The following is a 25,027-nucleotide window of genomic DNA, read 5'->3' as shown; positions in this document are numbered from 1 at the left end:
GGGGTTCCTTCCGGTTGAGAGATCGGAGTGGGGCACGGCTCCCGGGCGGCGCAGACTTGGCGGTTAAGGCCGCCCGGGGGCCGGTTAGTGGCGCTTTGCCTCGCTGTTGATGAGCGAGCGGATGACCAGAGCGCAGATGGCGACGGACGCGCCTGTGATGGCGACGGCGAGGAGCATCGAGACCAGGACGGCGCCGACGACCAGGACCACGGCCGTTCCACCACCGACGAGGGCGATGACGGCGCCGGGGGTGAGCTGGACGGTGGGCCGCGCCGGAGCCGGAGCCACGGGCGCGGAGGCCGCCGGGGTGACGGTGGTCGGCTCGACAACGGCGGGCGGGGTGACGAGGCCGGTCGGCTGGGGCATGGTCGGGATCTTGGGGTGGAGCATGGTGGATCTCCTCTCAACGGTGGTTACTTGACGGCGGTGTTGATCACGGGGGCGAGGAGGCTGTCGGCGAGGAGGTAGCCGCCGAGGAGCAGCACCAGGACCAGCCAGAGCGGCGGGCGGATGAGCTTGCAGCCGAGGTAGCCGACGACGATCAGGGCGAGCCAGAGCGGGACGTCCACGGGGCGGGCTCCTATCGGGCGGTGCAGCGGTGGGTGCGGGCGGCGAGCTGGGCGGCGCTCTGGCTGGAGTAGTCGGCGGACCAGCCGCAGCGGTCGTTGGTGCACACGGCGGCGTGCTTGGTGCGGCCGTGGCGGTCGCGGTGGGTGCCGATCTGTACGGGGCCGATCCGCATGACGGAGTGGAAGTGGTCGCGGGCGGGCATGTGGGTCAGTCCTTCCGGGTGGGGGCGGGGAACTGGGCGCGGATGCTGCGGGCGGTGGCCGGGTCGGTGGTTCGCTGTGCGGCTTCCTCGGCGAGGAGGTAGGCCAGGTACGGGCGTCCGGCGGCGTGCATCTCGCGTGCGCCGTCGAGGTAGTCGGCGCTCGTCAGGTCGGCCGGGTTGCTAGTCATCCGGGGCTTCCTTCCGGTTGTGGTCAGGCGAGTTGGGCGGCGATGGCGTCCGCGAGCTGAGGCGGGACGCCGAGGCGGGCGCGCAGGGTGTCGGTGTCGATCGGCGAGCCCGTTCGGGCCTGGTGGTCGTCGGCGACCTTGCGGGCGTGATCGACCAGCGCGGCCGGGACCGATGGCGCCGAGTCGGCGACGGGCAGGGCCGGAGTTTCTTCAGCCGCGGGGATCTCGGTGGGCTCCGGTTCCGGGGCCGGGGCGGTGGTGGCAGGTTCCGGGATCTGCGGTGCGGTTTCGGGGGCTGCGGGTGCCGGCGGATCCGGCACCCGGTCTTGGGCCGTGGGCGAGTGGGCGAGGAGGGTGCCGCCCATGAAGGCCAGCGCGGGCCAGGCCGCCACGAGGATGCGCAGCCAGGCCGGTACCTCGTTCAGGTCGAGGAGTCCGGCGGTGGCGACGTTGGCGCCGAGTGAGGCGACCAGGGCGATCAGGAACCAGCACCAGGCCAGCCGGGACGGGCCATCCGAGCGGAGCCGTCGCCAGGCGGCGACCAGGAGCAGGTCTACCGAGATGGGGTAGGCCCAGGCTTTCCAGCCGGTCTGTCCGGCAGCGGAGGCGAGGTCGTGCAGGTGGGCGAAGGACAGCGCTCCGGCGATGACGGCTTGCACGAGGACGGCGTCCGGGCGGATCGAGCGGGTCATGGAGTCACCTCCTGTTTTGGGCAAGGGGCGGGTAGGGACCCGGCGCGAAGCGGTCGCGCCGACCGGTGGAGCGGGAGTCGTCAGGCCGTGACGGGCGCGGTCTTGGACAGCGGCACGCGAGCCGAGGGCAGCGGAGCGACGGCGGGCCGGAACGCGGCGAGTGCGGGCAGGTCCGGGGTGCGCTCGGCGTGCCGGTTACAGATGTTCACGGCCTCGCGCAGCGAGGTGTGCGGGGCGCGGATACGGGCCCAGCCGCCGGACGAGTCGCCCGTGACGGCGATTCCGGGGGTCTCGGTGGGGATCTGGATCGCGGCGAGGACGGCGTCCGGGGCGATGTCGCCGAAGGCCATGTTCGCCGAGGATTCGTCGTTGACGCGGTGGGCGGTGCGGCCGGTGAGCTGGGCGCGGAGCATGGTGATGCCCTTGCCGAGCTCGGAACCGAAGCGCTGCCCGCAGATCTCCAGGTAGATCCCCGCAGCGCGGCCGAGCTGGGCGAGGCGCACCAGGGCAGTGACGATCCGGTCCCGGCGCTTCTCCTCGTCCTTGGTGGCGAACAGGGCGAGTTCGGCGACCTCGTCGACCAGCACGACGACCGGGACGGGGCGCAGATCGGCAGGCAGGTCCCAGATGTCAGCGGCGATCTCGGCGTCCGGGACGCTCACGCTGATGCGCTGCTGGGCGCGGATGAGTTGGTAGACGTCCTCCATATGGGAGACGAGTGCTTCAAGGAGGTCGAGGGCGGTGTCCGGGTTGTCGGCGAGGGCGGAGAAGCGGCGGGCGAGCGGGAAGAGTTCGACGCCCTGCTTGCAGTCAATGCCGACCAGGGCGACATCCTGCGCGGCGAGTCCGGCGACCAGATTGCGCTGATAGACGGACTTGCCCGACTCGGTGGCGCCGAGGGTGAGCCCGTGCGGGACGGTGCGGTAGTCGCGGTAGTGGATCGCGCCGTCTTCGCGCAACGCCACCGGGATGCGCATCGGTGCGCGGTCGGTCTTGGTGGGCATCTGCACCCGCTTGAGGACGTCGTAGCCAGTCATCCTCAACTCGACGACGCCGGAACGCAGTTCGCGGGAGGTCACTCCGTACATCCCGAAGGAGTGGCGCAGCCGGTCGGTTGCGGCCGAGACGTCGAAGGCGTCTTGTCCGGGGCGGAGCTTGAGCCGCAGGACCAGGCCGGTCCGGGTCAGGCGGATGCGCAGGATGCGGGGCGGGCGGGATTCAGGGACCGGGCGGTTGGTCATCCGGGCGAGGGCGAGGCGCCAGCGGGAGGGCGGAACGGTCAGGCCGCAGGCGTCCATGACGGAGGCGTACCGGAAGGCAACTCGCAGGGCGGCGAGGGTGACGCCGAAGGTCAGCCAGTACCAGGCGGGGCGCCGCCACCGCAGGATCACTGCGGCAGCGACGACCAGCACCAGCGCGACCGTGAACCAGGTCATGGTCAGGCCGCCTTGGGCTTCGAGGCACCGGCGGCCAGCGAGGTCACGGCGACCGCGCGGAAGGCGATGCCGTGGCGCTTCTGCCCGTTGAACTCGTTCTCCCACGCCGAGGCGACCAGGCCCGTCAGCGCGACCGGGGTACCCATGGTCAGGTCCTCGGAGACTCCGGGCTGCGGGACGGTGAGCTTGAGGATCTCCACCTCGTCCGGCGTGGAGAACATGACCTCCACGGTCATCAGCGTGACGCCGTCCTTGTCGGTGGCGATCTCACCGGTACGACGGTCCTTGACCTTCGGCTGCGGAGCCTTGGCGACCATCACGGTGGCGTTGGCGGTGTCGACGGGAATCTGACGCACAGCAGATCACTCCTCTATAGAGGCTGGACTCCGTCACTCATGTATATGAGTGACATGAAGAAGAGTGCCTGACTCCTGTACATGAGTCAACCCGCCGCGAAGAGGAACTCACGACGGGCTGCGGGGAGTTGAGTGCGCGTCAGTCGGCGGCGGGGATCCGGTACTCGAAAACGAACTGGTCAGCGGCCATGAGGGTGTCGCAGACCTCGACCACGCGCCCCTCGGTCGTCCTGGCATCCCGGATCAGGTGGACCACCGGGGCTCCAGGGCTCAGCGCCAGCTCCGACGCCTCCGCCTTGGAGGCCGGGCGCGCCTGCAGCGTCTCGACGAACTCGGCGAACTCATGCCCGTTGTCTTCGAGTCGGGCGTAGATGCCACCGCCGCCAGGGTTCTCGGCGAACAGCTCGGGGATGTCCTTCACGACGTCCCACGGCAGATACGAGGTCGCAGTCTCGACAGGCGTGCCGTTGCGGAAGTAGAGCCGCCGCCGGGCGAGGACCTGAGTGCCGGCGGAAACGCCCAGCCGCCGGGCCGCATCCTCGGGGGCTTCCATCGGGCCGATGTAGAGGACGCTCACCTTGGCGGTGGCGCCGGACTGCGCGGACTCGGCGAGGTACGCGGCTTTGCCGCCCTGCCGGAGCGAGCGCCGGAAGCGATCGGAGGAGCGATGCCGTACCGGCGGCCGATCCTTGACGATCGAGCCCTTGCCGTGACGTGTCTCGACGAGTCCGCTCGCGCGTACTTCGACCATGGCCTTGCGGATCGTCCCACCGGATACGCCGTAGCGCTCGACGAGGTCCGACTCGCTGGGCACCATGTCACCAGGCTTGAGGATGCCTGCCCGGATCTGCTGAACGATCTCGTCGGCGATCTGCACGTACCGAGGTACGGACCTCTGCCCTCCTACCGCTGTTTCCATAGTCCTTCTCTTCCTCCTATGCTCCTGTACATGAGTACATCACAGGAAGCAACGTCGACACCGCTGCACTCCGTATCTGTGGCTGGAGTAGTGGTGCGCGAAGATGGCCGCCTCCTGGCGATCCGCCGCGCCGACAACGGCACTTGGGAACTTCCCGGCGGAGTACTCGAACTCAGCGAGGCCCCCGAGACCGGCGTAGCCCGCGAGGTCCTGGAGGAAACAGGCATCCACGTCGAGGTAGACGAGCTGACCGGGGTCTACAAGAACACGACCCGCGGCATCGTCGCCCTGGTCTTCCGCTGCAAGCCGTCCGGCGGCATGGAGCGCACGTCGAGCGAGTCGACCGCGGTTTCCTGGCTCACGCCCGAGGAAGTCGCGGAGCGCATGTCCGAGGTCTACGCGATCAGGCTCCTGGACGCCCTGGACGGCAACGGCCCTCACGTGCGGAGCCACGACGGCAAGCGCCTCATCCCAGCGGGATAGAACTTTCCCTACTTCATCAAGGCCCGCGCACGGCGCGGGCGCGCGCCGCCTCTGCGGCGCGGCCTGCCTCCTGTCTGCGCCCCGGCTGGCCGCGCCCGGCGGCGCGCTGGCGAGCTGCGGGCATGAAGTGGGAGACACCCTCTGTGGCTGGGGCGGTCGGCTCCACGGCTTTAGGCAGCCACTTTGGGGCGAGCCTCTAAGATCATGGCCCCAACGTCGTGCTTTAACGGGCAGGTCCACAGACTGCCCGACTCGCCGGAAGCTTACGGGGCCATGATCACTCGCCCCAAAGCAGCTCCAGCCCAAAGCCGCTCCGCCGACCGCGCACGCCCCTCGGAGTATCACTCGAACGGCACTCGGTGGATGCTGGCGGAAGGTGCACCGTTTACCGTTGACGCATGGAACGGCGTGAGCATCTAATGCGTATTACGCACGAACGAGCTATGCACCTCGAAAGTGATCCACCCCCTCCTCTGATTGCCTTCGCTGGCCCGGCTGTCGCCCTTCTTCTGTCGCTAATCGCAGCCGTGACCGCGGTCGTAATTAGCGATGCCTACACGGCGAAATCACTGACAATTTTTGCGATCAGCGGTGCCGTGATTCTTTGCAGTGCTGCGATCCTTGCAGCCGGTCTCAACCGGCGCCGTCGTTACATTTATGAACTCGTCGACTCCGGCCTGAAAGTCGCCGCCTACCTGCGCCAGGATTCGATGGTCAGTGAAGCCCACCATGGTTCTGAGTCCTCACCTGAAGAGGACCTGTTCGAAATCCAGCACGCGCTCAGCAGAGCTGGAGCATATCGCGAAGCGTTGGAGGTCGCTAACGCTTACCACCGATTCCCGCTGTGGAGGTGACGGGGATGGGGAGGCGGGCAACGCGACGCTGGTACATCCAGTACGTAGCGGTCCCGGTTATCGGCTTTGTGATAGGTGCTGGTGGTATGGCTTGGGGGGCATCCAGCTCTAATGACGAGCCAAGTAAGACCATCAACTGCGTCACCATTTACAGGGAGGTTGGTGATATTGTCGACAAACACCCAGAGATCGCCTCACGAATCTCTACTTCCGGGGATCCAGAAGCTGACCGAGTGTGCGGAATTCCCCAATACGTGAAAGATCTGAAGCCTAAACACTGAAAGTTTTGGAGCTGGTCCCACTGCGGCCTGAGACCGGACCAGACACTGCGGCATCGTTAAGAGCCGAGAGCAGCACCGAGTGTCTAACTGCGTGACAACGCCCACGGACAGTGGCGGACACGCACGGACACCTACGGAGCATCACAGCAAGTCAGATGAGCAACTACCCAAGGTCAGCAGCCCGCCCAAGTTGCTTCGGGACGAAGAGGTCGTGGGTTCAAATCCCGCCACCCCGACGCTGGTCAGAGGCCCATTCGCATGATCGCGAATGGGCCTCTGACATGCTCGGGGGCCAAACGGGGGGCCAAACGAAAGCACCCTCGCTATCCGAGCTGTCACCCGACGGCCGGAGGGCACACCCGCTCAGGCACGCGCTCGCCAAGCTGGCGGCCAACTACTAGTGCGCTCAGCGATGACCCGCCCGGAACCTGGAAGTTTGCCCGCGCTTTGTCGTAGAAGGTTTGCCTGGCCATCCTGTACTCGCGATACGCCTGATCCCAATTGGACGCGTCCCCCGTGAGCCGCCCCCTCGCCATCCACTCCAGATGCCAAACAGCATCGTTCAGCTTGCGGACAGCTGCGGCTGTAGTGGGATCGGCCAGCAGACGGAGCGGTCACATCTCGACCCTCCAGTCTCGGATGTTCAGCACCGTCAGCGCCTTCCTCGACGATCACGAAGGGATGACCATGCGACACGACGGGAGCGGCGGCGGGATGCACATCACCGGCAGCGGCAACCAGATCAACACGGGGGAGAGTCGGCGGAGACAGCGACAGATCTACGTCAGCGGCAGCACCGATGACGCCTCACTCCTCCTGGCCGCGCAGACGAAGTTTGCCGAGCTGAACGCCGCCCTTGAGGAGCACGCCGCCGAGCTGAGCAACCCGGACCTCACTCGCCGCACTGCATCCCGGATCGGCGAGGCGTTTCGCGCCCTCCATGCCCCACGGCTCCTATTGATCCTATTGAGCGGAGGGCGTCACTGTGCCGCCGCCTCGGGTTCGTCCGCTGCTGATGGGTGGATGTATCTGCCGTCGTGGAATGGGGTGAACCATGAGCTGAAGGGCGTGGGTGCGACTCCGAGGGCGGCGCCTGTGGGGGGTTCGTCGGTTTCGTCTGTCGAGTCGTCGTAGAGCCACTCGTGGTCCATGTCGTCGTAGACGTTGTCGGTGAAGGCGTCGAGGGCGGTCGAGACGTCGTCGTCCAGGAGTTCGTGGAGTTCCAGGGTCGTGGTTGCCTGGCTCAGGAGGAATCTGAGGGCGAGTTCTTCGGCGACGCAGCTGAGGCGTTGGAAGCTTCCGTCGGTGAAGCGGGTGGTCAGGGCGATCACGGTTACCAGGAAGCGGCGGGCGAAGTGGGCGTCGTACTGGAGCGCGTAGCGGTCGGGGAGGCGTTCCAGGTGCCACAAGGGGCCCTCGCATTCCGCGACGCTTGCTTCTTCCTGTGTCAGGACCTGAACGTCTTCGAAGAGTTCGTCCACCAGGATGTCGGTCGCGTAGACCAGGGCGCCTGCGGCGAGTCTGGCGCTTGCCGGTGGGACGGTGGATTCGTCGTTGTCGGCTTCCCGCTCGGCTTCGTCGTCCTTGGGTGCGCCGAACATGGTCAGGGGGAACGAGCGCAGTTCGTCCGCCAAGTCCAGCATCTGGTTTCGCACGGTGGCGGCTTTGGTCGGTTCGGTGTCGTAGGTCTGGCCAGTGCCGGCTTCGGTTGTTGGGCTCTCGGTGTGGCGGGCCTTGCGGGCGGCCGGGTCCGCGGGCGGGGCGTGGGGGCCTTCCGCCGCGTCGAGGCTCTTCTTGGCCAGGTCCTCGTGCAGCTCGACCTCGCACCGCTCGATCGTCCAGTCGGCCAACAGCTCGGAACGTTCCAGTAGTTCGTCCACGAGTGCCTGCACCGAGTCCTCGGCGAATTCCAGTGCCGGGGCGTCCACGATGACCTTCAGCAGGGCGCCGCCGGGATGGACGGACACGATGGTGTCGAGCAGATCTACTTGCACTCCGTCGGGGCCCTCGACGGCCCTGACGGAGTCGAATCCGTCCTCGATGAGTGCCACGGCGCCGGCGCGCTGAAGCGGGTCCATCTCCGGAGTGTCCTCCGGGATGCTGGTGTCCACGGTCACTACGTACGTCACGTGTCCGAGCCTGGCAGGAAGATGCGCCCCGCGCGACGGAATGACCACGTCCGTTCAGCCGACTTGGCCGGTGCGACCTGCGTTGACGGCGAGAGCGCCCCACCCCGCCCCCGCCGGTGGGCGTTGCGTGGCGGCAACGCTGGTGCAGCGTTCAAGTTTTCCGGCGTGCCGCTCCCGGTGATCCGCTCTACGTTGAGAAGGGCCGGTGTCTTCGCTGGAGAGCGGGATGTGGGCGGGATGACCACTGGGAAAGATTTCAACGTCGGAGAAGACGCGAGAAGGCCCAGAGGAAAAGCGGTCCTTCTTATTCTCTTGTGGGTTGCTTCGCACATGCTTCCGCGTCTGCCGACGCCGGGTCGGTCGCATCACGATGACGATGACGGTGATGGGGCGGGGCAGCGGGGGCGGGGGCGGGCGGAACGTCTCCGTGAGCAGGGCAGGGAGCTGTTCAGAGAGCACAGAACTGCCTGGCGTGAGCGCGCCGGCGCTCGGATTCTCTTTCTGAGGCAACAAGCGAGCATTGAGGCATGTCGAGCGGGGAGGGACTCCGCCGATGAATGCCGGCGTGAGAAGACACTGGACGGGATCGGGCAGCATCTGGAAGAGGCGGCCCGTGGTACCTGTCACCGGCGCCGTCTCTTCTCTGGAGCGGCTGCTCTTGAACGTACGTGGGCCAATGTGCGTGCAGCCGATGTCATGCTGCTCTCGCTGTGCTCGGACGTAGATCTGATGGGCCGAAGTATCGAGGTCCTGAGGAAGACCGAACAACATCTCGACAAGGACGACCCACTTCGAGTGAAGGTCAAGGAGGTCGCGGAGCACATAGGGGAACGAGGAGTTCAGCCAGGAGACCGCGTCCTCTTGATGGATGCCCTGGATACGGCTTACGACGCGCTGGATGCTGAATACAGTCGAGTGCGCAGCCTCAGTGGGATATTGCGGATTGCGACCTTCTTCGTGCGCAAATCATCGCCTGGGCCGTCATATTCGGTGCTGCCCAGCACCTGGTGACGCGGTTTGTCGACGAACGGGCCCGTGTGACGCTTTCGGATGTCGGACGCCCGCCCAGCGAATCGGAATCAAACCTTCCGAAGAAGGGGTAGCGTTTTTCCGTGCAGGGCGCGTGTTCCGGGCGCATGGCCATACTGCGGTCGCTGCGGCCGGGACGGTGATTCGGGGCAGGCGTGTGCGCGGTCGCCGCGGGCCGAGGGCGTCGCGCTGTCGCTGCTCATCGGTGACCGGCGGACGGCAGGGCCGGTGTGGTGTCATCCCGAGTTGAGCGCGCGGTTCGAGGAACTCCAGTACCAGCCGCGCCCTGTTCTGAACAGGCCAAGGGTGTGCCGGCGGAGCGCTGAGGCACCTCCGTCGACGAGGCCTTCGCCGCGTTCCGGTCGTACGCGCGCGCCCGTACGACACCGCGCGGGGAGCAGGGCGGCTGAGCGTCCTGGAGCGGTTCCTTCCGCCTGTTCGGGGAGTAGCGTGAACCCATCGGGAGCATTTCGCGCACCGGCCCCGATGCCGGTGTCGTTCCCGGTGAGCAACGGCGCCGGGCAACTGCCCACCCGCAAGGGCCCGGAGACAGGTTCGCGCGATGTCCGCGACCACCCCCCGTCCCCCGCTGCGGTCCGTGCCCTTCAGGGAGCCGACCGCGCGCCTCGCGCTCAAAGCCGTGAGCCCTTCCGGAGTGCCCGCCGAGCTGGACGGCGCCTGGTGGCCTCGTTCACGTGACCTGACGAGCGAACTCTCCACTCTGGCGGACGTTCTGGATCCGCTCTGGGGACGGATCACGCGGATCGCCGTCAACCCCAGGTACTGGCCGATCATCCCGCCCAAGGTCTTCGTCAACGGCCATGTGGTGAAGGTCGGTTGGTTCACCTCGGAGCTGGATCCGCACAAGATCCTGTTGCTGTCCTACACCGCTGGCCGCTGGGACCTCCTGGTGATCCCCCCGGAGACCGGCGCCCTCGCGGCCGCCCGGCTGATGGCCGCCGCGAGCGGGACCGCCGACCCGGCCATGACCGCGAGCGCGCTCATGGCGGCGGAACCTGCCGACGAGACCTGCCCGAGGGACGAGGCATACGAGGCATACGGGGCGTATGGGGCGTATGAGACCACCGGTCGACCGCCTCGGCTGATCATGATGATGTGATCAGACCTGGTGGCCCACCCCTGCCCTTGCTGCCGCTGCCATCAGCGCTTCGGCCGCCGCCGCGGTCGCATCCGGAGGTATGACCAGCAGATCCCAGCGCCCCCGCCCCGGCGCGAGGAGGACCACGGTGTGCGGGGCGGACGCCGTCACGGTCCTGTGCAGCCCCACGACCTGGTTGGAGACGAGCATCCGGCCGGGCGCCGCCGACCACTTCGCCCCGTTGACCGTGACGCTGGTGATGTGGCCCCACGCCCGCGGCAACCCGGCGAGGAGCCGCGGGAGTTCGGCGAGCAGGTCATAGGAGCGGGGCCACCACGCCCCGTCGATGGGCCGGGGCAGGACGCCGTGGGGTGCCAGGCGCAGGCGGAGTACGGGGTGGGAGGGGATCGGGGACTGCAGTGCGGTGGTCATGGAGGCTCCTGGTGACGTTCGACTGACGTGCTGAAGTTGGAAGACTGCCGCGCTGACGTGGGAGGACTGCCGTGAGATGTGGGAGGGCCGGGTCAGGCGCGACCGGCGGCGATCCGGTCCGGGGTCGTTCGGCGCACGTCGTGCATCCGGTCGAGGCGTTCGAGGAGGCGTATGGCCGCGGCTGACGGATCCGGCCGACCGCCGTCCACGCCGTGGCGGACGCTCGTGCGGTCGGCGTGTGGTGGAGTACGACGATCGCCGCTGTCACCGTGACGGGGGGGGACGTTCCGTCGTAGGACGACGGGATCATCGTCGTGAGCGAGGGAGAGGGAGAACGGGGCGCCATACGGAGCTCCTCGGCCTGGATGCGGATGGCGCGGCCGGGGTCACGGGCTGCCCCTGTAAGAAGGGTGCTGTGCGGTGGAGAAACGGGCGGTGGGCTCGTACGAAGAGTCCTCGCCTTGTTCACCGTACTCCCGCACCGAGTAATAACAGCCTCCGGCGCAGGGAACCGCGTTGACACGGGCCGACGCCGGACGTTGACTGGCGGCACGGCGCAGAGCCATGCCGCTCCGGAACACCCGGCACCACACACAGGAAAGCGGCACACATGATGTACGACCAGACACGCGCCCAGCAGCCCGCGGACCAGCCCCGGGGCGTCGCCGGACGCCGCGCCACGGGGCCGGAGCCGCTGGTCCCGGCGGACGAGCGGGAGCAGATCGCCACGCGTCTCGGGCATGCCGTCAACGCCTTCGCCGACACCCCGCGTGAGGCACTGGAGCAGGCCGAGGGCGCGTTCGACGAAGCCACCGCCCAGCTCGTGAACTCCCTCGCCGAACTGCGGCGGGTCCTTCGCGAGAACTGGCAGGACCGGGACCCGGAGGCGGAGGGGGAGTCGACCGAGCTCCGGCTGGCGCTGCGGCAGTACCGGGAGCTCACCCAGCGGCTGCTGCGCCTCTAGGACCGTCCGGGCGGGTGCGGTGGTGATCCGGGCGCGGCGGCCTGCCGCGTCGAGCGATCGGGCTCCGGGCACACCGTGACCAAGGCCGTGCTGTTCCGACCTGTGACGGACGGCTCACCAGGCCATACGCGCCTGTCTCGCCGGGGCGGGTCCGGGCGCGGGGCGGACCGTCGTCGCCGTGGGAGTGGCCGGGCACGGCGACGGTCTGTACGCCGTCGAGGAGCGGGCCGGCCGGTACGGGCCGCGATCGTGGCGATGGACACGCACGCCGAACCGGTGCCGGAGGAGTGGCGGGGCACGCGGGTCTGGTCGCGTGCCCCGGCGTTGTCGGGCACGGTGCCCTTCGCGGGGTCCCCGGCCGCGCTGCCGGCCTGGTGGACCGCCACGAGCCGGATGCTGGCGGGGTACTGAGGCAGACGCAGAGACCCCGCCCCCCGTCCGCCGTCTAGTCCGTTTCGCGCCCCGTACGCCGAGCGTACGCGCGGGCCGCGCGGGCGCGGTCGCCGCAGCGGGTGGAGCACCAGTGGCGGCGGCCGTGCCTGAGGAGGTAGCGGGTGCAGGGCGGGGAGCCGCAGGCGGTGAGGCGTTCGGCGTCGGGGCCGGTGAGCAGGTCCGCCGTGTTGGCGGCGAGGGTGGCCAGGGCGTGGTCGACGATCTGCGTGGTGGGGTGCGGGGCGGCGCGGTAGGGGCCGTTCTTCTCGTCCCAGTGCAGCAGGGCGGCCGTGGGCACCCTGGTCAGCGCGTCGTTGACGGCGGAGAGGGCCGGGGCCAGGGCGGGGAGCCCGGCGACCCGGGACGCGAGCAGCGCCCTGACGTTCTCGCGCAGTGACCGCAGCTGTGCCGCGCACATCTCCCGCATGCCGGCGTCCACCGGGGCGAGTCCGCGTTCGGTCAGCCACTGGTTGGCGGTGGCGGGGGTGCCGAGGAGGTCGAGGAACTGGCCGCCGGGCAGGGCGATGGCGGTGTTGGCGAAGTCCAGGGCGAGGTACCGCTCCGCGCCCGGTGCGGGCGGCGGTGCGGGCTCGGCGGTCACGGTCTCCTTCATGGATCTCATGGTACGGATTGCCGCCATCCGTGAGACACGACTACTGTCTCTCACGGATAGAGTCGCTCCCATCCGTGAGGTGTGTGCCTTCATGACGACCCCTGCCGACGCCCAGCTCCCCGTCCGCGTCCTCGGCGGCCCGACCGCCCTCTTCGAGTACGGCGGCCTGCGCTTCCTCACCGACCCCACTTTCGACGCGCCCGGCGACTACCCGAACCCCGGCCGCCCGACGCTGACCAAGACCGCGCCCTCGGCCGCCGCCCCCGGCGAGCTCGGCCGTGTCGACGTGGTGCTGCTCTCGCACGACGAGCACGCCGACAACCTCGACCGCTCCGGCCGTGCCCTGCTCGCCGACGTCCCGCTCACCCTCACCACACCCGCCGGCGGACAGCGCCTGGGCGACGGTGCCAGGGGGCTGCGGGACTGGGAGTCCGTCGAGCTGGACCGGCCGGGCGGCGGCACGGTCACCGTGACCGGCGTGCCCGCGATCCACGGACCCGGGACGCACGAGGAGGTCGTGCCGATCGCCGGACAGGTCGTCGGCTTCGTCCTGACCGGCGAGGGCCTGCCCACCGTCTACGTCAGCGGCGACAACGCCTCGCTCGACGCGGTCCGGCGGATCGCCGAGCGCTTCGGGCCCGTCGACACGGCCGTCCTGTTCGCCGGAGCTCCCCGTTTCCCGGTGCTCTTCGACGGCGAACCGCTCGTCCTGGACAGCGCCGGGGCCGCCGAAGCGGCCCGGATTCTCGGCGCGCGCCGGGTGGTGCCCGTGCACTGCGACAGCTGGGCCCACTTCACCGAGGGCCGCGACGACGTCGTGAAGGCGTTCACGACCGCCGGACTGGCCGACCGCCTACAGCTCGGCTGAGCAACCCAAACGCCCCAACGCGAACCCCATAACCCAACCCGCACCACGCGTCGTCCGGCACCGGTCCCTCCCCTCGTGGGGACCGGTGCCGAACCATGCGGGCGGCGTCGATCCGTGCCGTGACGGCGTGGATCGTGAAGCGGCCTGGCCCTTGGTCGGTGGAAGCGCGGTCCGGTCGGAACAACCGGCTCTGGGTGGGCTCTGACGCTCAGGGAAGAAGACCGGCGCGCCGTGTCGTGATTCCGGCGTAAGTTGACCGAGAACATACGGCGGCATGAGTGGTCTCTCCGAGCGCTGAGCTGGTGGCCGGTCCGGACGACGTCCCGTTGCTGCGCTGTTGCGTTGTGATCCTGCCAGCAGGGGGCCCCGCTGGGGAGGTTCCGGTCCCGATCCGGATCCTTAACCGCAGGTCAGCCGTATAAAGTGAGTTTTCCGGTCCGGATGGTCCAGAGGCCGGACGGTCCGGACGGTCCGGTGAAGCGATGGTCCGGATGTCCAAGCGCGGAGGAAGTAAGGGGTGGACGCCTTGAGTTCCGACTCAGGGGCACGCACGGCCTTCGCCGAACGCCTCGCGCTGCTGTACCGGGAGGCCGGGAACCCTCCCCTGAAGAGCGTGTCCGAAGCGGTCGTACGGCTTCAGCGGGTCGACGAACGCGGGCGGGCCGTACGGGTGTCCGCCCAGCGGATCAGCGACTGGCGGCGGGCCAAGAACGTACCGGCACAGTTCGCCGCCCTGTCCGCCGTCCTGCACGTCCTGATACCCCAGGCCCGCCGCGAGCGGCCCACGCCGGTGGCCCCCGGGCTGTACGACCTGGCCCACTGGCAGCGGCTGTGGGAGCGGGCGGTGGCCGATCCGGCCGGCGAGCGGCCCGCCGCCTCTCCGGAGGCGGACGAGGAGCAGCGGGCCGGCGTGTGCCCCTACCGCGGGCTCGCCTCGTACCGTCAGCAGGACGCCCGCTGGTTCTTCGGCCGGGAGCGCAGCACCGAGGCCCTCGTCGCCCAGCTGCGCACGGCGGAGAAGACGGGCGGCCTGGTGATGCTCGTCGGCGCCTCGGGGGCCGGAAAGTCCTCCCTGCTCAACGCCGGCCTGGTGCCCGCCCTGCGGCAGGGCGGGCCGGGCGACGACGGCGAGGCCCCGGCGCGGGAGGTGCTCCAGCTCGTGCCGGGCGCCGATCCGCTCGCGGAGCTGACCGGCCGGATCCCCGGGCTCGCGGACGTCAGGGCCGCCGCGGAGGAGTCCGAGGCGGTCCGGGACGCGGTCGCCGCGTGGGCGGCGGGCTGTGAGAACCCCGCGCCTCCGGTCGTCATCGTGGACCAGTTCGAGGAGGCGTTCACGCTCTGCTCCGACGAGGCGGACCGGCGTACGTTCATCCAGTTCCTGCACGCCGCGTGCACGCCCCCCGGTCCGGGTGAGCCACCCCCCGTGCTCGTGGTCCTCGGGATCCGGGCCGACTTCTACGAGCAGTGCCTCGGGTATCCGGAACTGGCCGACGCGCTCCAGCACCGGCACATGGTGCTCGGGCCGCTGACCACCGCGGAGCTGCGGGAGGCGGTGACCGGGCCCGCCAAGGCCGTCGGGCTGGAGATGGAGCCGGGGCTGGCGGAGCTGATCACCCGGGAGGTGAGCGCCGACGGGCCGCGCGGCGCGCACGACGCGGGGATGCTGCCGCTGCTGTCCCACGCGCTGCTCGCCACCTGGCAGCGCCGCAAGGCGGGCCGGCTGACGCTGGCCGGATACCGTGCGGCGGGCGGCATCCAGGGAGCGGTGGCGGCGACCGCCGAGCGGGCCTGGTCCGCGCTGGACCCGGCGGCGCGTACGGCCGCGCGGCTGCTGCTGCTCCGGCTGGTGCGGCTGGGTGAGGACACCCAGGCGACCCGGCGGCGCGGGACCCGACGGCAGTTGGCGGAGGAGTCGAGGGACCCCGGCAAGACGGAGGAGTCGCTCGAGGCGCTGGTGCAGGCGCGGCTCGTGACGCTCGACGCGGAGACCGTGGAGATCACCCACGAGGCCCTGCTGACCGCCTGGCCCCGGCTGCGCGACTGGATCGACGAGGGCCGGGGCGACCATCTGCTGCGCCAGCGGCTGGAGGAGGACGGCCGCGCCTGGGAGGGCTCGAACCGCGACACGTCCCTCCTCTACCGGGGTTCGCGGCTGGAACAGGCTCACACCTGGGCGAAGGCCGCCGGCGAGACCTTCCTGACCCGCAGCGCGGTGGATTTCCTGGCCGCCTCGGTCAGGCTGCGCCGGCGCACCGTCTGGATCAGCCGCGGCGCGGTGTCGGCGCTGGTCGTGCTGGCCATGGTGGCCGTCGGCGCGGCGCTGATCGCGTGGCAGCAGCGCAACGAGGCGGTGTTCGAACAGGTCGTCGCCGAGGCGGACCGCGTCCAGTACACCGACCCGTCGCTGTCCGCCCAGCTCGACCTCGTGGCCCACGACCTGCGGCCGGGCAACGAGGGCACCAACAACCGGCTGATCTCGATCGTGAACGCGCCGCTGGCCACCCCGCTGCTCGGCCACACCGGCGCCGTCTACCTCACCTCGTTCAGCCCGAGCGGGCACACCCTGGCCACCGCCAGCTACGACCGGACCGTACGCCTGTGGGACGTCCGGGACCCGACGCACCCGAAGCCCCTGGGCGAGCCCCTCACCGGCCACACGAGCTGGGTCAGCAGCGCGGTCTTCAGCCCGGACGGCAGCACCCTCGCCACCGCCGGCGACGACGGCACCGTTCGCCTGTGGGACGTACGGGATCCCGTGCACCCGATCCCGCTCGGCAAGCCCCTGACCGGTCACGAGGGCACGATCTACCTGCTCGCCTTCAGTCCGGACGGACGGACCCTGGCCTCCGCCGGCGAGGACCGGACCGTACGCCTGTGGGACATGGCCGACCCGGACCGGCCGAAGGCGCTCGGGGCGCTCACCGGGCACACGGCCGCGGTCCGCGCCGTGGCCTTCAGCCCCGACGGACGGACGCTGGCGACCGGCGGCGACGACGACACGATCCGGCTGTGGAACACGGCCGATCCTCGTCGTCCCAAGCGGGTCGGCCCGGTGCTGACCGGCCACACGGGCCTCGTGCACTCCGTGGCCTTCAGCCCCGACGGACGGACGCTCGCCAGTGGCAGCGCCGACGACACCGTACGGCTGTGGGACGTGGCCGATCCCGGTCGTGCCGAGGCCCTCGGCGGGCCGCTCACCGGCCACACCGGTGCCGTGTGGTCCGTGGCCTTCAGCCCCGACGGTCAGACGCTCGCCGCCGCCAGCGCGGACAGCACGGCGAGCCTGTGGAACGTCAGCGATCCGGCCTACCCGGCGCAGGTCGGCGAGCCGCTCGCGGGCAGCAGCGGCGAGATGTACGCGCTGGGCTTCAGCCCGGACGGCCGCACCCTCGCCACCGGGAGCGGCGACAACAAGGTGCGCCTGTGGTCGGTTCCGACCTCGGACATGATCGGCCGGAGCGGGGCGTTCCGGCCGGACGGGCAGGTGCTCGCCACGGCCGCGCGCGACGGGCGGATCCGGCTGTGGAACGTGGACACGCCCGACCGGCCGGTGTCCCTGAGCGAGCCGTTCATGCCCGGCGACGAGGGCCAGCGTTCGCTGGCGTTCTCGCCCGACGGCCGCACCCTCGCGGTGCTGACCGGAAGCCGGGCCGTGTACCTGCTGGACGTCACCGACCCGACCCGGCCGGTCTCCCACGGCCCGCCGATCACCCTGCGCACCCGGTTCATGGGCCCGGACGCGCTGGCCTTCAGCCCGGACGGGCGCATCCTGGCCACCGCCTACGACGACCGCACCATCCAGCTGTGGAACGTGAGCGACCCGTCCCGCGTCACCGCGTTCGGCGCGCCGCTCACCGGCCACAGGGGCTACGTCAACGCCCTCGCCTTCAGCCCGGACGGCCACACCCTCGCCAGCGGCAGCGCCGACGGCACCGTCCGGCAGTGGGACGTGACCGACCCCCGCCGCACGAAGTCCCTCGGCGCCCCGCTCACCGGCCACCTCGGACCGGTCAACGTGCTCGCCTACAGCCGGGACGGCGACACCCTGGCCAGCGGCAGCGACGACGACACCGTGCGGCTGTGGAACGTCACCGACCCCGCCGAGGCGATCCGGCTGGGCTCCCCCCTCACCGGCCACACCGAGGCGGTCGTGTCGCTGACCTTCAGCGGGGACGGCGACACCCTGGCCAGCGGCGGCAACGACAACACCGTCCGGCTCTGGGACGCGGGCGACCCGGCCCACGCCTCCCCCATCGGCCAGTCGATGAGCCCCAACGCCAAGACCGGCAACTTCCTGTCCTTCAGCCCCAAGAGCCACATGCTCGGGGTGTCCAGCGGCACGGACACCGTCCGGCTGTGGAACCTCGACGTCGACGACGCGATCGACCACATCTGCTCGACCACCCGGGGCGTCCTGACGAAGGAGAAGTGGCACGAGTACCTGCCGCGGCTGTCGTACGAGCCTCCGTGCGACCAGTGATCCCGCTCACACCTGCTTGCTACGGCTCAGCAGTCGTCTCCCGCCGGGGAGGCAGCCTTGTTAGTCTTGGCCATAGCCCGATCGCTGGTGCATCCCCCGTCGCCAGCGGTCGGGCCTTTCCGTGTCGCCGCCACCGGGCGGGCACGGGCCGGGAGTCGTACGCTGACCTGGTGCGGAAGGCGTACCAAGTGGTCCGTGACAACCGGCGGCACCAGTGGGAGAAGAACCGGGTGCACGCGTCTTGGACCGAGCGGGCCGGGACCGGGGCCACGGAACGCGACACCGGGTCCGAGCGCCGGAATCTCGTCTTCCACGCGGAGTACCGCGAGATCGCGGCGCCCCCGGACCTGGCCGAGGCGTTCGGCGTCCCGCCGGCCACCCCCCTCGTCGAGCGCACCTACCGGACCCGCCACGCCTGCGAGAGCACCCCGGTCAGTCTCACGACCTCCTACCTCGTCCGCCGCATGATCGCGGCGAACCCCGCCCTCCTGGACCACACCAACGAGCCCTGGCCCGGAGGCACCCAGCAGCAGCTGCACACCGTCGGCATCGAGGTGGGCCGCGTCGAGGAGCGGGTCACCGCGCGTGCGCCGACCCCCGAGGAGCGTTGCGAGCTGGAGCTCGCGGTCGGGACCCCGGTGATCCTGCTGCGCAAGACGTCGTACGACATCGACGAACGCGTGGTGGACATCTGCCGCGTCACGCTCCCCGGCGACCGTACCGAGCTCGTCTTCACCACTCCCCTGGAAAGGTGGTGAGTGCCGCCGTGCCCCGGCGCGTCACCATCGTCACTGCCGTCCACGCCCCCTCGGCCCGCTTCCTCCCCGAGGCCCACGCGTCGCTGTGCGCACAGGAGTTGCCGGAGGGCTGGGAGTGGCACTGGGTGATCCAGGAGGACGGGCGCACCGACGCCGTCGCCCCCTACGTCCCCGACGACGCCCGGATCACCTTCCGGCAGGGGCGGCCCGGCGGCCCCGGCGTCGCCCGCACGATCGCGCTCGCGCACGCCGAGGGGACGTACGTGAAGATCCTGGACGCCGACGACCAGCTCACCCCCGGCGCCCTGGCCCGCGACCTGGCCGCCCTCGAAGCCGACCGCACGCTCGGCTGGGCGACCTCCCGCGCCCTGGACCGGCTGCCGGACGGCTCGACCGTGGGCTTCCCCGGCGACCCGGCGACGGGGCCGGTCGAGCGCGGAGCCGTGCTCGACTTCTGGCGGGCCAACGGTTTCCGCGCCCAGGTCCACCCGGCGACCCTCTTCGTACGACGGGATCTGCTGCTGGCCCTCGGCGGCTGGATGGCGCTGCCGGCGTCCGAGGACACAGGGCTGCTGCTGGCGCTGAACTCCGTGAGCCGCGGGTGGTTCTCGGCCGAGGTCGGGCTGCTCTACCGGAAGTGGGAAGGGCAGGCGACCGGGCAGGCCGCGCACGCGGACACCGCCGAGCGGGCGGCACGGATGGCCGTGGCGGAGGCGCGGGCGCGGGCGCTCGCGGGGTCGGGGTGGAGCTGGCCGGCGTCCTAGTGCCCGGCACTAGTCGGTGAGCTTGACCGCCTGTGACGGGCACAGCTCGGCCGCCTCCCGTACGTCCGGATCGTCGCCGGTGTTCTCGCGGCCGGGTATGACGGCGCCGAATCCGTCCGCCACCGTGAAGACGGACGGAACGCGGTAGACGCATTCGCCGGAGCCGTAGCACAGGTTGGAATCCACGGAGACCTTCATGTGCAGTGCCTGCCCGTCCGACGCCCCTTCTAGGGCCTGTGTGATGTCGTGATCAACCAGGTGTCTTCAGCAGGTCGTTGATCCAGATCATGGCGGCGCGGAGGTGGAGGCCGGCGAGGTAGCTCTCGGGTGTCTTGTCGTATCGAGTCGCGATGCCCCGCCAGGCCTTCAACTTGTTGATCAGGCGCGCGACGGTGTTCCGCTCCTTGTAGAGATCGGCATCGTGGCGTGTGGGCCGGCCGCCGCGACTGCCCTTCTTCTTCCGGTTGGCGGCCTGGTCCTTCTTCTCCGGGATGACTGCCTTGATGTTGCGTCTGCGCAGGTAAGAGCGGTTGGCGCGCGATGAGTAGGCCTTGTCCGCGGCGACAGCGTCAGGCCGGGTCCGGGGACGTCCGACCGGCAGAGGGATCCGCACCTTCTGCAGCACGGGGACGAACTGCGGGCTGTCGGCTGCCTGTCCCGCAGTCAGGACGAACGACAACGGACGGCACCGGCGGTCCGCGGCGAGATGAACCTTGCTCGTCAGCCCGCCACGGGACCTGCCGAGCAGGGCTTGCTTCAAGCGGAGCTTGCGCCTCCGCCTGATGTGCCGCCGCTCTTCCCCCTCGGGGTCGTGACCTGCGTCCTGTCCGTTCTGTTCTGGCGGGCCGCCCCCTTTTGCCGGGCCTCCTCCTGCTCGGCGGCGGCTTCCTCGAGGGCGTCCATGATCTCCTTGCCGATGCACATCCCGGCGGCGTCGTGGTGGGCGCGGGCGGTCGTGGAGTCCACGCTGACCAGGGACAGGTCCGTCTTTCCCTGGCGGGCTGCCTCGGCGATCACGCCTTCCAGCAGCGCGGTGAAGACGCCGGCGTCCCTCCATACCCGGAAGCGGCCGTAGACCGTCGGCCATGGGCCGAACTCGCCTGGCATCTCCCGCCACTGGCTGCTGGTGCGAAACCGCCAGATCACCCCCTCGAACTGATCCCGCAGCCGCTCGGGATACGGGCCGTACTCGCCTATCGGCAGGAACGGCTGGATCAACTTCCATTGCCTGTCGGTGAGTTGCCTGCGCGTCACGATTGTCTTCCTACCGGATCCGCCTTCCATGCGGATCCGGATCGGCAAGATTGATCACGACGTCACACAGGCCCTAGGCGCCCTTGTCTCTAGCGCCCTTGTCTCTAGGCGCTCTTGTCGAAGGGCAGCTCCAGCATCCGGATGGCGTTGCCGCGCAGCAGCTTGTACGTGACCTCGTCCGAGAGGCCGGCCACGTGCTCCTCGGCGACCTGCTTGGTGTGCGGCCAGGTCGAGTCGACGTGCGGGTAGTCCGTCTCGAAGGTCGCGTTGTCCTCGCCGACCGTCTTGATCGCCTCGATGCCGTGCCGGTCGCGGAAGAAGCAGCAGAAGATCTGCCGGTAGTAGTACGTCGACGGCGGCTCCGGGATCAGGTCCTTGACCCCGCCCCACGCCCGGTGCTCCTCCCACACGTCGTCGGCGCGCTCCAGGGCGTACGGGATCCAGCCCATCTGCCCCTCGCTGTACGCCAGTTTCAGCCGCGGGAACTTCACCAGGACGCCGGAGAAGAGGAAGTCCATCATCGACGCCATCGCGTTGTTGAAGCTCAGCGCGGCCTGGACGGCGGGGGGCGCGTCGGGGGACGCCGCCGGCATCTGCGACGAGGACCCGATGTGCATGTTCACCACGGTCCCGGTCTCCTCGCAGACCGCGAAGAAGGGGTCCCAGTAGCCGGAGTGGATCGACGGCAGCCCCAGATACGTCGGGATCTCGCTGAACGTCACGGCCCGTACGCCCCGTTCGGCGTTGCGCCGGATCTCCGCGACGGCCAGGTCGATGTCCCACAGCGGGATGAGGCACAGTGGGATGAGCCGGCCGCCGCTGTCGCCGCACCACTCCTCGACCATCCAGTCGTTGTACGCCCGCACGCAGGCGAGTCCGACTTCCTTGTCCTTGGCCTCCGCGAAGGTCTGCCCGCAGAAGCGGGGGAAGGTGGGGAAGCAGAGCGAGCCCTCGACATGGTTCATGTCCATGTCCTCCAGCCGGGCCTTCGGGTCCCAGCAGCCCCGCCGCATCTGCTCCCGGGTGATCCCGTCGAGCGTCATCTCGTCCCGCGAGAAGCCGACGGCCGCGATGATGCGCTTGTACGGGAAGAGCTCGCCCTCGTACTCCCACCAGTCGGTGATCTGGCCGTCGGGGTCGGTGGTGAACCGGTACTTCCCCCCGACGTACTGGAGGTCACCGATACCCGCGGTGAGCGGCTTCGGCCCCCTGTCCCGGTACTTCGCCGGGAGCCACGTCTCGAAGAGATGCGCGGGCTCGATCACGTGATCGTCCACGCTGATGACCTTGGGCAGTTCCCTGCCACCGAGCCCGCTACCGCTACCGCTGCTACCGCTACCGACACTGACCACTGCGTGCCCCTTACTGTCTGCCGACACCCGGCACGAATCTGACGACCCATCAGATAAAGCGTAGGGGGAGGCTCCTGCGGCAGCAATACACGCCGCCTTGATCGTGGTAGGGAGGGGGCATGCCCGGCCGACTCCCTCTCACCGAACAGCTCACGGCCCTGCGCTCCGCGCTCTCCCGGAGCGAGGTCCTGACCGACGTGCTGACCAGGGCGGCGACACTGGAGCTGCCCGGCTGGTACCTGACGGCGGGCTGCCTGTTCCAGACCGTGTGGAACGTGGTCACCGACAGGCCCCGGCAGCCGGCATCAAGGACTACGAGGCGGTGTTCGCCGCGGTGCCGGGCGAGGTGGAGATCCGCAACGAGGCCCGGGTGCACCTCTGGTACGAGGAGAAGTTCGGGGTGCCCTGTCCGCCGTAGGAGTCCACCGAGGCGGCGATCGACTCCTTCGCGGCGACAAGTGGTCCGGCCCAACCCGGTCCTCGCCCCGCGCGAGGTCTACAAGGCCAAGACGCGGCGCTGGCAGGAGCAGTGGCCGGAACTCACCGTTCTGCCGTGGCCGGGACGGATCAAGGACGACCCCTGTGGGTGAACACCGGGCGGTCGTGCGCCGGTAGGCTGGGTCGGCTGCGGCACCCCCCACCATCACCCGCCTCACCGTGGGTTGTTGAGTCCTGCGGCGGTCGAGACGTCATTACGGCAATCACTGCAATCACGGCATGAGGATGAAACACAGGTGCTGATCGCGGGCCGGTACCGGCTGCACGACCCCATCGGACGCGGCGCGATGGGGGAGGTCTGGCGGGCGTTCGACGAGACGCTCGGCCGGACGGTGGCCGTCAAGCTGCTCCTTCCCCACGACTCCGACCCGACGGCGACCTCCCGCTTCCGGCTGGAGGCCCAGACCGCCGGGCGGCTCAACCACCCGCACGTGGTGGGCGTGTACGACTTCGGCGAGTACGACGGCCGGCTCTTCCTGGTGATGGAACTGGTCGAGGGCGACAGTCTCGCCCGCCGGCTCAGCACCGCGGGACCGCTCCCCGTCGAGCAGGTGGCCCGGATCGCGGCGCAGGCTGCCGCCGGGCTCGCCGCCGCCCACCAGCAGGGCATCGTGCACCGCGACATCAAGCCCGCCAACCTGCTGCTGGACCCCGACGGCACCCTGAAGATCGGCGACTTCGGCATCGCCCGCTTCGTCGACGACCCCTCCGGCGCGCTCACCACCACCGGCCAGATCGTCGGCACCAGCCTCTATCTCGCCCCCGAGCGCGCGCTGGGGCAGGCCGCCGGTCCGGCCTCGGACGTGTACGCGCTGGGCTGTCTGCTCTACCAACTCCTCACCGGGCGCCCGCCGTTCCAGGCCGACACCGCCGTCGCGATCCTCCACCAGCATCTCGACGCCACCCCCGTACCGCCCCGGCAGACCCGCCCCGAGCTCCCGCCCGCCTTCGAGAACTTCCTCCTCGGGCTCCTCGCCAAGCGGCCCGAGGACCGTCCCGCCACGCAGCAGATCGCCGAGTGGTTCGGCGGCGGGGCCTGGCAGGGGCGGTCGGAGCCCTTGCCGGAACCGGCACCCGCACGGCAGGCGGCGACCTCGCTGGTCCCGCCGCCGACCGGACCCGGTGTCCCCGGCGGTTCGGAGGCCGGCCCCGCGACCACGTACGCGCTGCCCTCCGCCACGGTACGGCCGTCCCGCTCCCGCACGACCGGGTCCCCCGGTGCCCGCGGACTGGTCGCGCACCGGCCGAGGGTGATGGCGACGGCCGCCGCGGTCCTGGTCTTCCTGGCCGCAATGCTCGCCGGGATGCTCTGGTTCTCGCCGGGCAACAGCTCGGCGGAGAGCCCCGGGAACGGCACGCCGGGCGCTACGACGCCGGGAGCGTCCGGTGGGTCCGGTTGGTCCGAGGGGTCAGACGGATCCGATGGGTCCGCCGGGTCCGAGGCGCACGAGGGATCCGGAGAATCCGGGGGATCCGCGACCAACCTGTCCGACACCCCCGAGGCCTCCCCCACGTCCTCGTCTCCCACCCCGACTCCCACACCCACCGCCACCCCCTCCAGGACGGATGACGGGCAAAAGGGCAAGGACGGTCAGGACGGTCAGGACAAGGGCAAGGACGAAGAGGACGAGCCGGACGAGGAGGGCTGAGGCCCGACGGTCCGCCCTGTCCGCGCAGGCGCCTCGTGCGGGACCGGGTCGCCCGTGAAGAGGGTGTCGAGGCGGTGCGCGTACGCCTCCCGGGCCGCGGCGAAGTGTTCCGCCGGGAGGGCGTTCGCCTCGGACAGCGTGAACGGCTCCAGCGGGGTCATGCCGGTGAAGCGGAACAGGCCGTGCTGGAGCGGGTGGAGGACGTCCGTGAGGCGGCCGTGGATGCCCCGGTCGGAGAAGGACCGCTCGCGGGCGCCGTACGTCACCGACAGCAGGGCCCGGCGGCCCGCCAGCGGCGCGTCCTCGCCGTAGGGCGGCGCGACCCGGGGGCCGTACGCGAAGCCGCTGGTGAAGACGCGGTCGATCCAGCCCTTCAGGATCGCCGGGGCGGCGAACCACCACATCGGGAAATGCAGGATCACCGCGTCCGCCCAGAGGAGCTTCTCCTGCTCGGCGGCGATGTCCGGGGCGAGGTAGCCGGCGAGGGTGGCCTCCTCGGAGACGTCCATCACGTGCAGGCGGCGGTCGGTGCCGTGCTCGGGGAAGTCGTCGGCGTCCACCGTCGCCTTCCACTTCATCGCGTAGAGGTCGCTGAGCCGTACCTCGTGCCCCGCCGCGCGGAGGTGGTCGACGGCGAAGGCGGTGAGGGAGGCGTTGAGGGAACGGGGATCGGGGTGGGCGCTGACGACGAGGACGTTCTTGCCCGGGTCGGTGCTTTCCGTCAT

26 protein-coding genes and 2 pseudogenes are annotated in these 25,027 nt (G+C 70.1%); 12 read left to right on the top strand and 16 right to left on the bottom strand.

Annotated elements, in window-relative coordinates; translation table 11 throughout:
* Window positions 1-84: 84 nt before the first annotated feature.
* The 8 genes from QFZ76_RS28055 to QFZ76_RS28020 all read right to left on the bottom strand — a co-directional run bounded on the left by QFZ76_RS28055 (window position 85) and on the right by QFZ76_RS28020 (window position 4,363).
* Entirely contained in the window at window positions 85-390 is a 306-nt protein-coding gene (locus tag QFZ76_RS28055) for a SpdD-like protein (RefSeq protein WP_307676320.1), read from the bottom strand.
* Window positions 391-413: 23 nt separating this feature from the next.
* The gene (locus QFZ76_RS28050) at window positions 414-569 is read right to left on the bottom strand and encodes a hypothetical protein (RefSeq protein WP_307676319.1); all 156 of its coding nucleotides are present in this window, start codon (window positions 567-569) and stop codon (window positions 414-416) included.
* A gap of 11 nt (window positions 570-580) precedes the next feature.
* Window positions 581-772 (bottom strand): mobile element transfer protein, encoded by a 192-nt coding sequence (locus QFZ76_RS28045; RefSeq protein WP_143614700.1) that lies wholly within the window; start codon window positions 770-772, stop codon window positions 581-583.
* A 5-nt stretch (window positions 773-777) separates the two neighbouring features.
* Window positions 778-960: a hypothetical protein gene (locus tag QFZ76_RS28040; RefSeq protein WP_307676318.1), complete on the bottom strand. Its 183-nt coding sequence runs from the start codon at window positions 958-960 to the stop codon at window positions 778-780.
* A 23-nt stretch (window positions 961-983) separates the two neighbouring features.
* Window positions 984-1,652, bottom strand: coding sequence for a DUF2637 domain-containing protein (locus QFZ76_RS28035; RefSeq protein ID WP_307676317.1), 669 nt, complete (start codon window positions 1,650-1,652; stop codon window positions 984-986).
* Between the two features lie 80 nt (window positions 1,653-1,732).
* Window positions 1,733-3,088 carry an FtsK/SpoIIIE domain-containing protein gene (locus tag QFZ76_RS28030; protein WP_307676316.1) on the bottom strand — a complete coding sequence of 452 codons (1,356 nt, stop codon included), beginning with the start codon at window positions 3,086-3,088 and terminating at the stop codon, window positions 1,733-1,735.
* 2 nt (window positions 3,089-3,090) lie between these two features.
* Window positions 3,091-3,444, bottom strand: coding sequence for a hypothetical protein (locus tag QFZ76_RS28025; protein WP_307676315.1), 354 nt, complete (start codon window positions 3,442-3,444; stop codon window positions 3,091-3,093).
* A gap of 139 nt (window positions 3,445-3,583) precedes the next feature.
* Window positions 3,584-4,363 carry a GntR family transcriptional regulator gene (locus tag QFZ76_RS28020; protein ID WP_307676314.1) on the bottom strand — a complete coding sequence of 260 codons (780 nt, stop codon included), beginning with the start codon at window positions 4,361-4,363 and terminating at the stop codon, window positions 3,584-3,586.
* An 18-nt stretch (window positions 4,364-4,381) separates the two neighbouring features.
* On the opposite strand from QFZ76_RS28020, the gene QFZ76_RS28015 reads away from it, so the two are divergent.
* Together QFZ76_RS28015 and QFZ76_RS28010 are read left to right on the top strand one after the other, a co-directional pair.
* On the top strand, window positions 4,382-4,846 hold the full coding sequence (locus QFZ76_RS28015; protein ID WP_307676313.1) for an NUDIX hydrolase: 465 nt from the start codon (window positions 4,382-4,384) through the stop codon (window positions 4,844-4,846).
* 398 nt (window positions 4,847-5,244) lie between these two features.
* A complete protein-coding gene (locus QFZ76_RS28010) occupies window positions 5,245-5,700 on the top strand; it encodes a hypothetical protein (RefSeq protein WP_307676312.1) in 456 nt (151 codons plus the stop codon).
* Window positions 5,701-6,788: 1,088 nt separating this feature from the next.
* Here QFZ76_RS28010 and QFZ76_RS28005 read toward each other — a convergent pair.
* Window positions 6,789-6,923: a hypothetical protein gene (locus QFZ76_RS28005; protein WP_307676311.1), complete on the bottom strand. Its 135-nt coding sequence runs from the start codon at window positions 6,921-6,923 to the stop codon at window positions 6,789-6,791.
* A 38-nt stretch (window positions 6,924-6,961) separates the two neighbouring features.
* Complete coding sequence (locus tag QFZ76_RS28000; RefSeq protein WP_307676310.1) at window positions 6,962-8,110, bottom strand: hypothetical protein; 1,149 nt, start codon at window positions 8,108-8,110, stop codon at window positions 6,962-6,964.
* A gap of 678 nt (window positions 8,111-8,788) precedes the next feature.
* On the opposite strand from QFZ76_RS28000, the gene QFZ76_RS27995 reads away from it, so the two are divergent.
* Window positions 8,789-9,121, top strand: a complete 333-nt coding sequence (locus QFZ76_RS27995; protein WP_307676309.1) for a hypothetical protein — start codon at window positions 8,789-8,791, stop codon at window positions 9,119-9,121.
* Between the two features lie 580 nt (window positions 9,122-9,701).
* Entirely contained in the window at window positions 9,702-10,259 is a 558-nt protein-coding gene (locus QFZ76_RS27990) for a DUF5994 family protein (RefSeq protein ID WP_307676308.1), read from the top strand.
* On the opposite strand, the gene QFZ76_RS27985 is transcribed toward QFZ76_RS27990, so the two are convergent.
* A complete protein-coding gene (locus QFZ76_RS27985; RefSeq protein WP_307676307.1) occupies window positions 10,260-10,670 on the bottom strand; it encodes a DUF5994 family protein in 411 nt (136 codons plus the stop codon).
* Between the two features lie 610 nt (window positions 10,671-11,280).
* On the opposite strand from QFZ76_RS27985, the gene QFZ76_RS27980 reads away from it, so the two are divergent.
* Window positions 11,281-11,634 (top strand): hypothetical protein, encoded by a 354-nt coding sequence (locus QFZ76_RS27980; protein ID WP_266436114.1) that lies wholly within the window; start codon window positions 11,281-11,283, stop codon window positions 11,632-11,634.
* Between the two features lie 255 nt (window positions 11,635-11,889).
* Window positions 11,890-12,045 carry a hypothetical protein gene (locus QFZ76_RS27975; RefSeq protein WP_307676306.1) on the top strand — a complete coding sequence of 52 codons (156 nt, stop codon included), beginning with the start codon at window positions 11,890-11,892 and terminating at the stop codon, window positions 12,043-12,045.
* Window positions 12,046-12,079: 34 nt separating this feature from the next.
* On the opposite strand, the gene QFZ76_RS27970 is transcribed toward QFZ76_RS27975, so the two are convergent.
* Window positions 12,080-12,679, bottom strand: coding sequence for a CGNR zinc finger domain-containing protein (locus tag QFZ76_RS27970; protein WP_307676305.1), 600 nt, complete (start codon window positions 12,677-12,679; stop codon window positions 12,080-12,082).
* A gap of 91 nt (window positions 12,680-12,770) precedes the next feature.
* Here QFZ76_RS27970 and QFZ76_RS27965 point away from each other — a divergent pair, with 91 nt between their 5' ends.
* The 4 genes from QFZ76_RS27965 (at window position 12,771) to QFZ76_RS27950 (ending at window position 19,549) form a co-directional block, all read left to right on the top strand.
* Complete coding sequence (locus QFZ76_RS27965) at window positions 12,771-13,547, top strand: MBL fold metallo-hydrolase (protein ID WP_307676304.1); 777 nt, start codon at window positions 12,771-12,773, stop codon at window positions 13,545-13,547.
* 517 nt (window positions 13,548-14,064) lie between these two features.
* Window positions 14,065-18,027 carry a WD40 repeat domain-containing protein gene (locus QFZ76_RS27960; RefSeq protein ID WP_307676303.1) on the top strand — a complete coding sequence of 1,321 codons (3,963 nt, stop codon included), beginning with the start codon at window positions 14,065-14,067 and terminating at the stop codon, window positions 18,025-18,027.
* A gap of 170 nt (window positions 18,028-18,197) precedes the next feature.
* Window positions 18,198-18,785: a UTRA domain-containing protein gene (locus QFZ76_RS27955; protein WP_373464364.1), complete on the top strand. Its 588-nt coding sequence runs from the start codon at window positions 18,198-18,200 to the stop codon at window positions 18,783-18,785.
* Window positions 18,782-19,549 (top strand): glycosyltransferase family 2 protein, encoded by a 768-nt coding sequence (locus tag QFZ76_RS27950; protein WP_307676302.1) that lies wholly within the window; start codon window positions 18,782-18,784, stop codon window positions 19,547-19,549. Before QFZ76_RS27955 ends, QFZ76_RS27950 begins: the two co-directional genes overlap by 4 nt.
* A gap of 9 nt (window positions 19,550-19,558) precedes the next feature.
* Here the strand turns inward: QFZ76_RS27950 and QFZ76_RS27945 are convergent, their stop codons facing one another.
* The 3 genes and pseudogenes from QFZ76_RS27945 to QFZ76_RS27935 form a co-directional block, all read right to left on the bottom strand.
* On the bottom strand, window positions 19,559-19,735 hold the full coding sequence (locus QFZ76_RS27945; protein WP_373464363.1) for a ferredoxin: 177 nt from the start codon (window positions 19,733-19,735) through the stop codon (window positions 19,559-19,561).
* Window positions 19,736-19,799: 64 nt separating this feature from the next.
* Window positions 19,800-20,803 (bottom strand): annotated as a pseudogene (locus QFZ76_RS27940) (IS5 family transposase).
* A gap of 104 nt (window positions 20,804-20,907) precedes the next feature.
* Complete coding sequence (locus QFZ76_RS27935) at window positions 20,908-22,155, bottom strand: amidohydrolase family protein (protein WP_307676300.1); 1,248 nt, start codon at window positions 22,153-22,155, stop codon at window positions 20,908-20,910.
* Window positions 22,156-22,274: 119 nt separating this feature from the next.
* Between QFZ76_RS27935 and QFZ76_RS27930 the strand changes: the two are divergent.
* Window positions 22,275-22,745: pseudogene (locus QFZ76_RS27930) on the top strand (nucleotidyltransferase family protein).
* A gap of 144 nt (window positions 22,746-22,889) precedes the next feature.
* The gene (locus QFZ76_RS27925; RefSeq protein ID WP_307676299.1) at window positions 22,890-24,302 is read left to right on the top strand and encodes a serine/threonine-protein kinase; all 1,413 of its coding nucleotides are present in this window, start codon (window positions 22,890-22,892) and stop codon (window positions 24,300-24,302) included.
* Here the strand turns inward: QFZ76_RS27925 and QFZ76_RS27920 are convergent.
* Window positions 24,254-25,027, bottom strand: a complete 774-nt coding sequence (locus tag QFZ76_RS27920) for an NAD(P)H-dependent oxidoreductase (protein ID WP_307676298.1) — start codon at window positions 25,025-25,027, stop codon at window positions 24,254-24,256. The genes QFZ76_RS27925 and QFZ76_RS27920 overlap by 49 nt on opposite strands.

It is taken from the genome of Streptomyces sp. V4I2, assembly GCF_030817655.1.
Lineage (GTDB): Bacteria > Actinomycetota > Actinomycetes > Streptomycetales > Streptomycetaceae > Streptomyces > Streptomyces plumbiresistens.
Note: the sequence above shows the minus strand (reverse complement) of the source record. Positions and strands in the feature narration are given on the sequence as shown.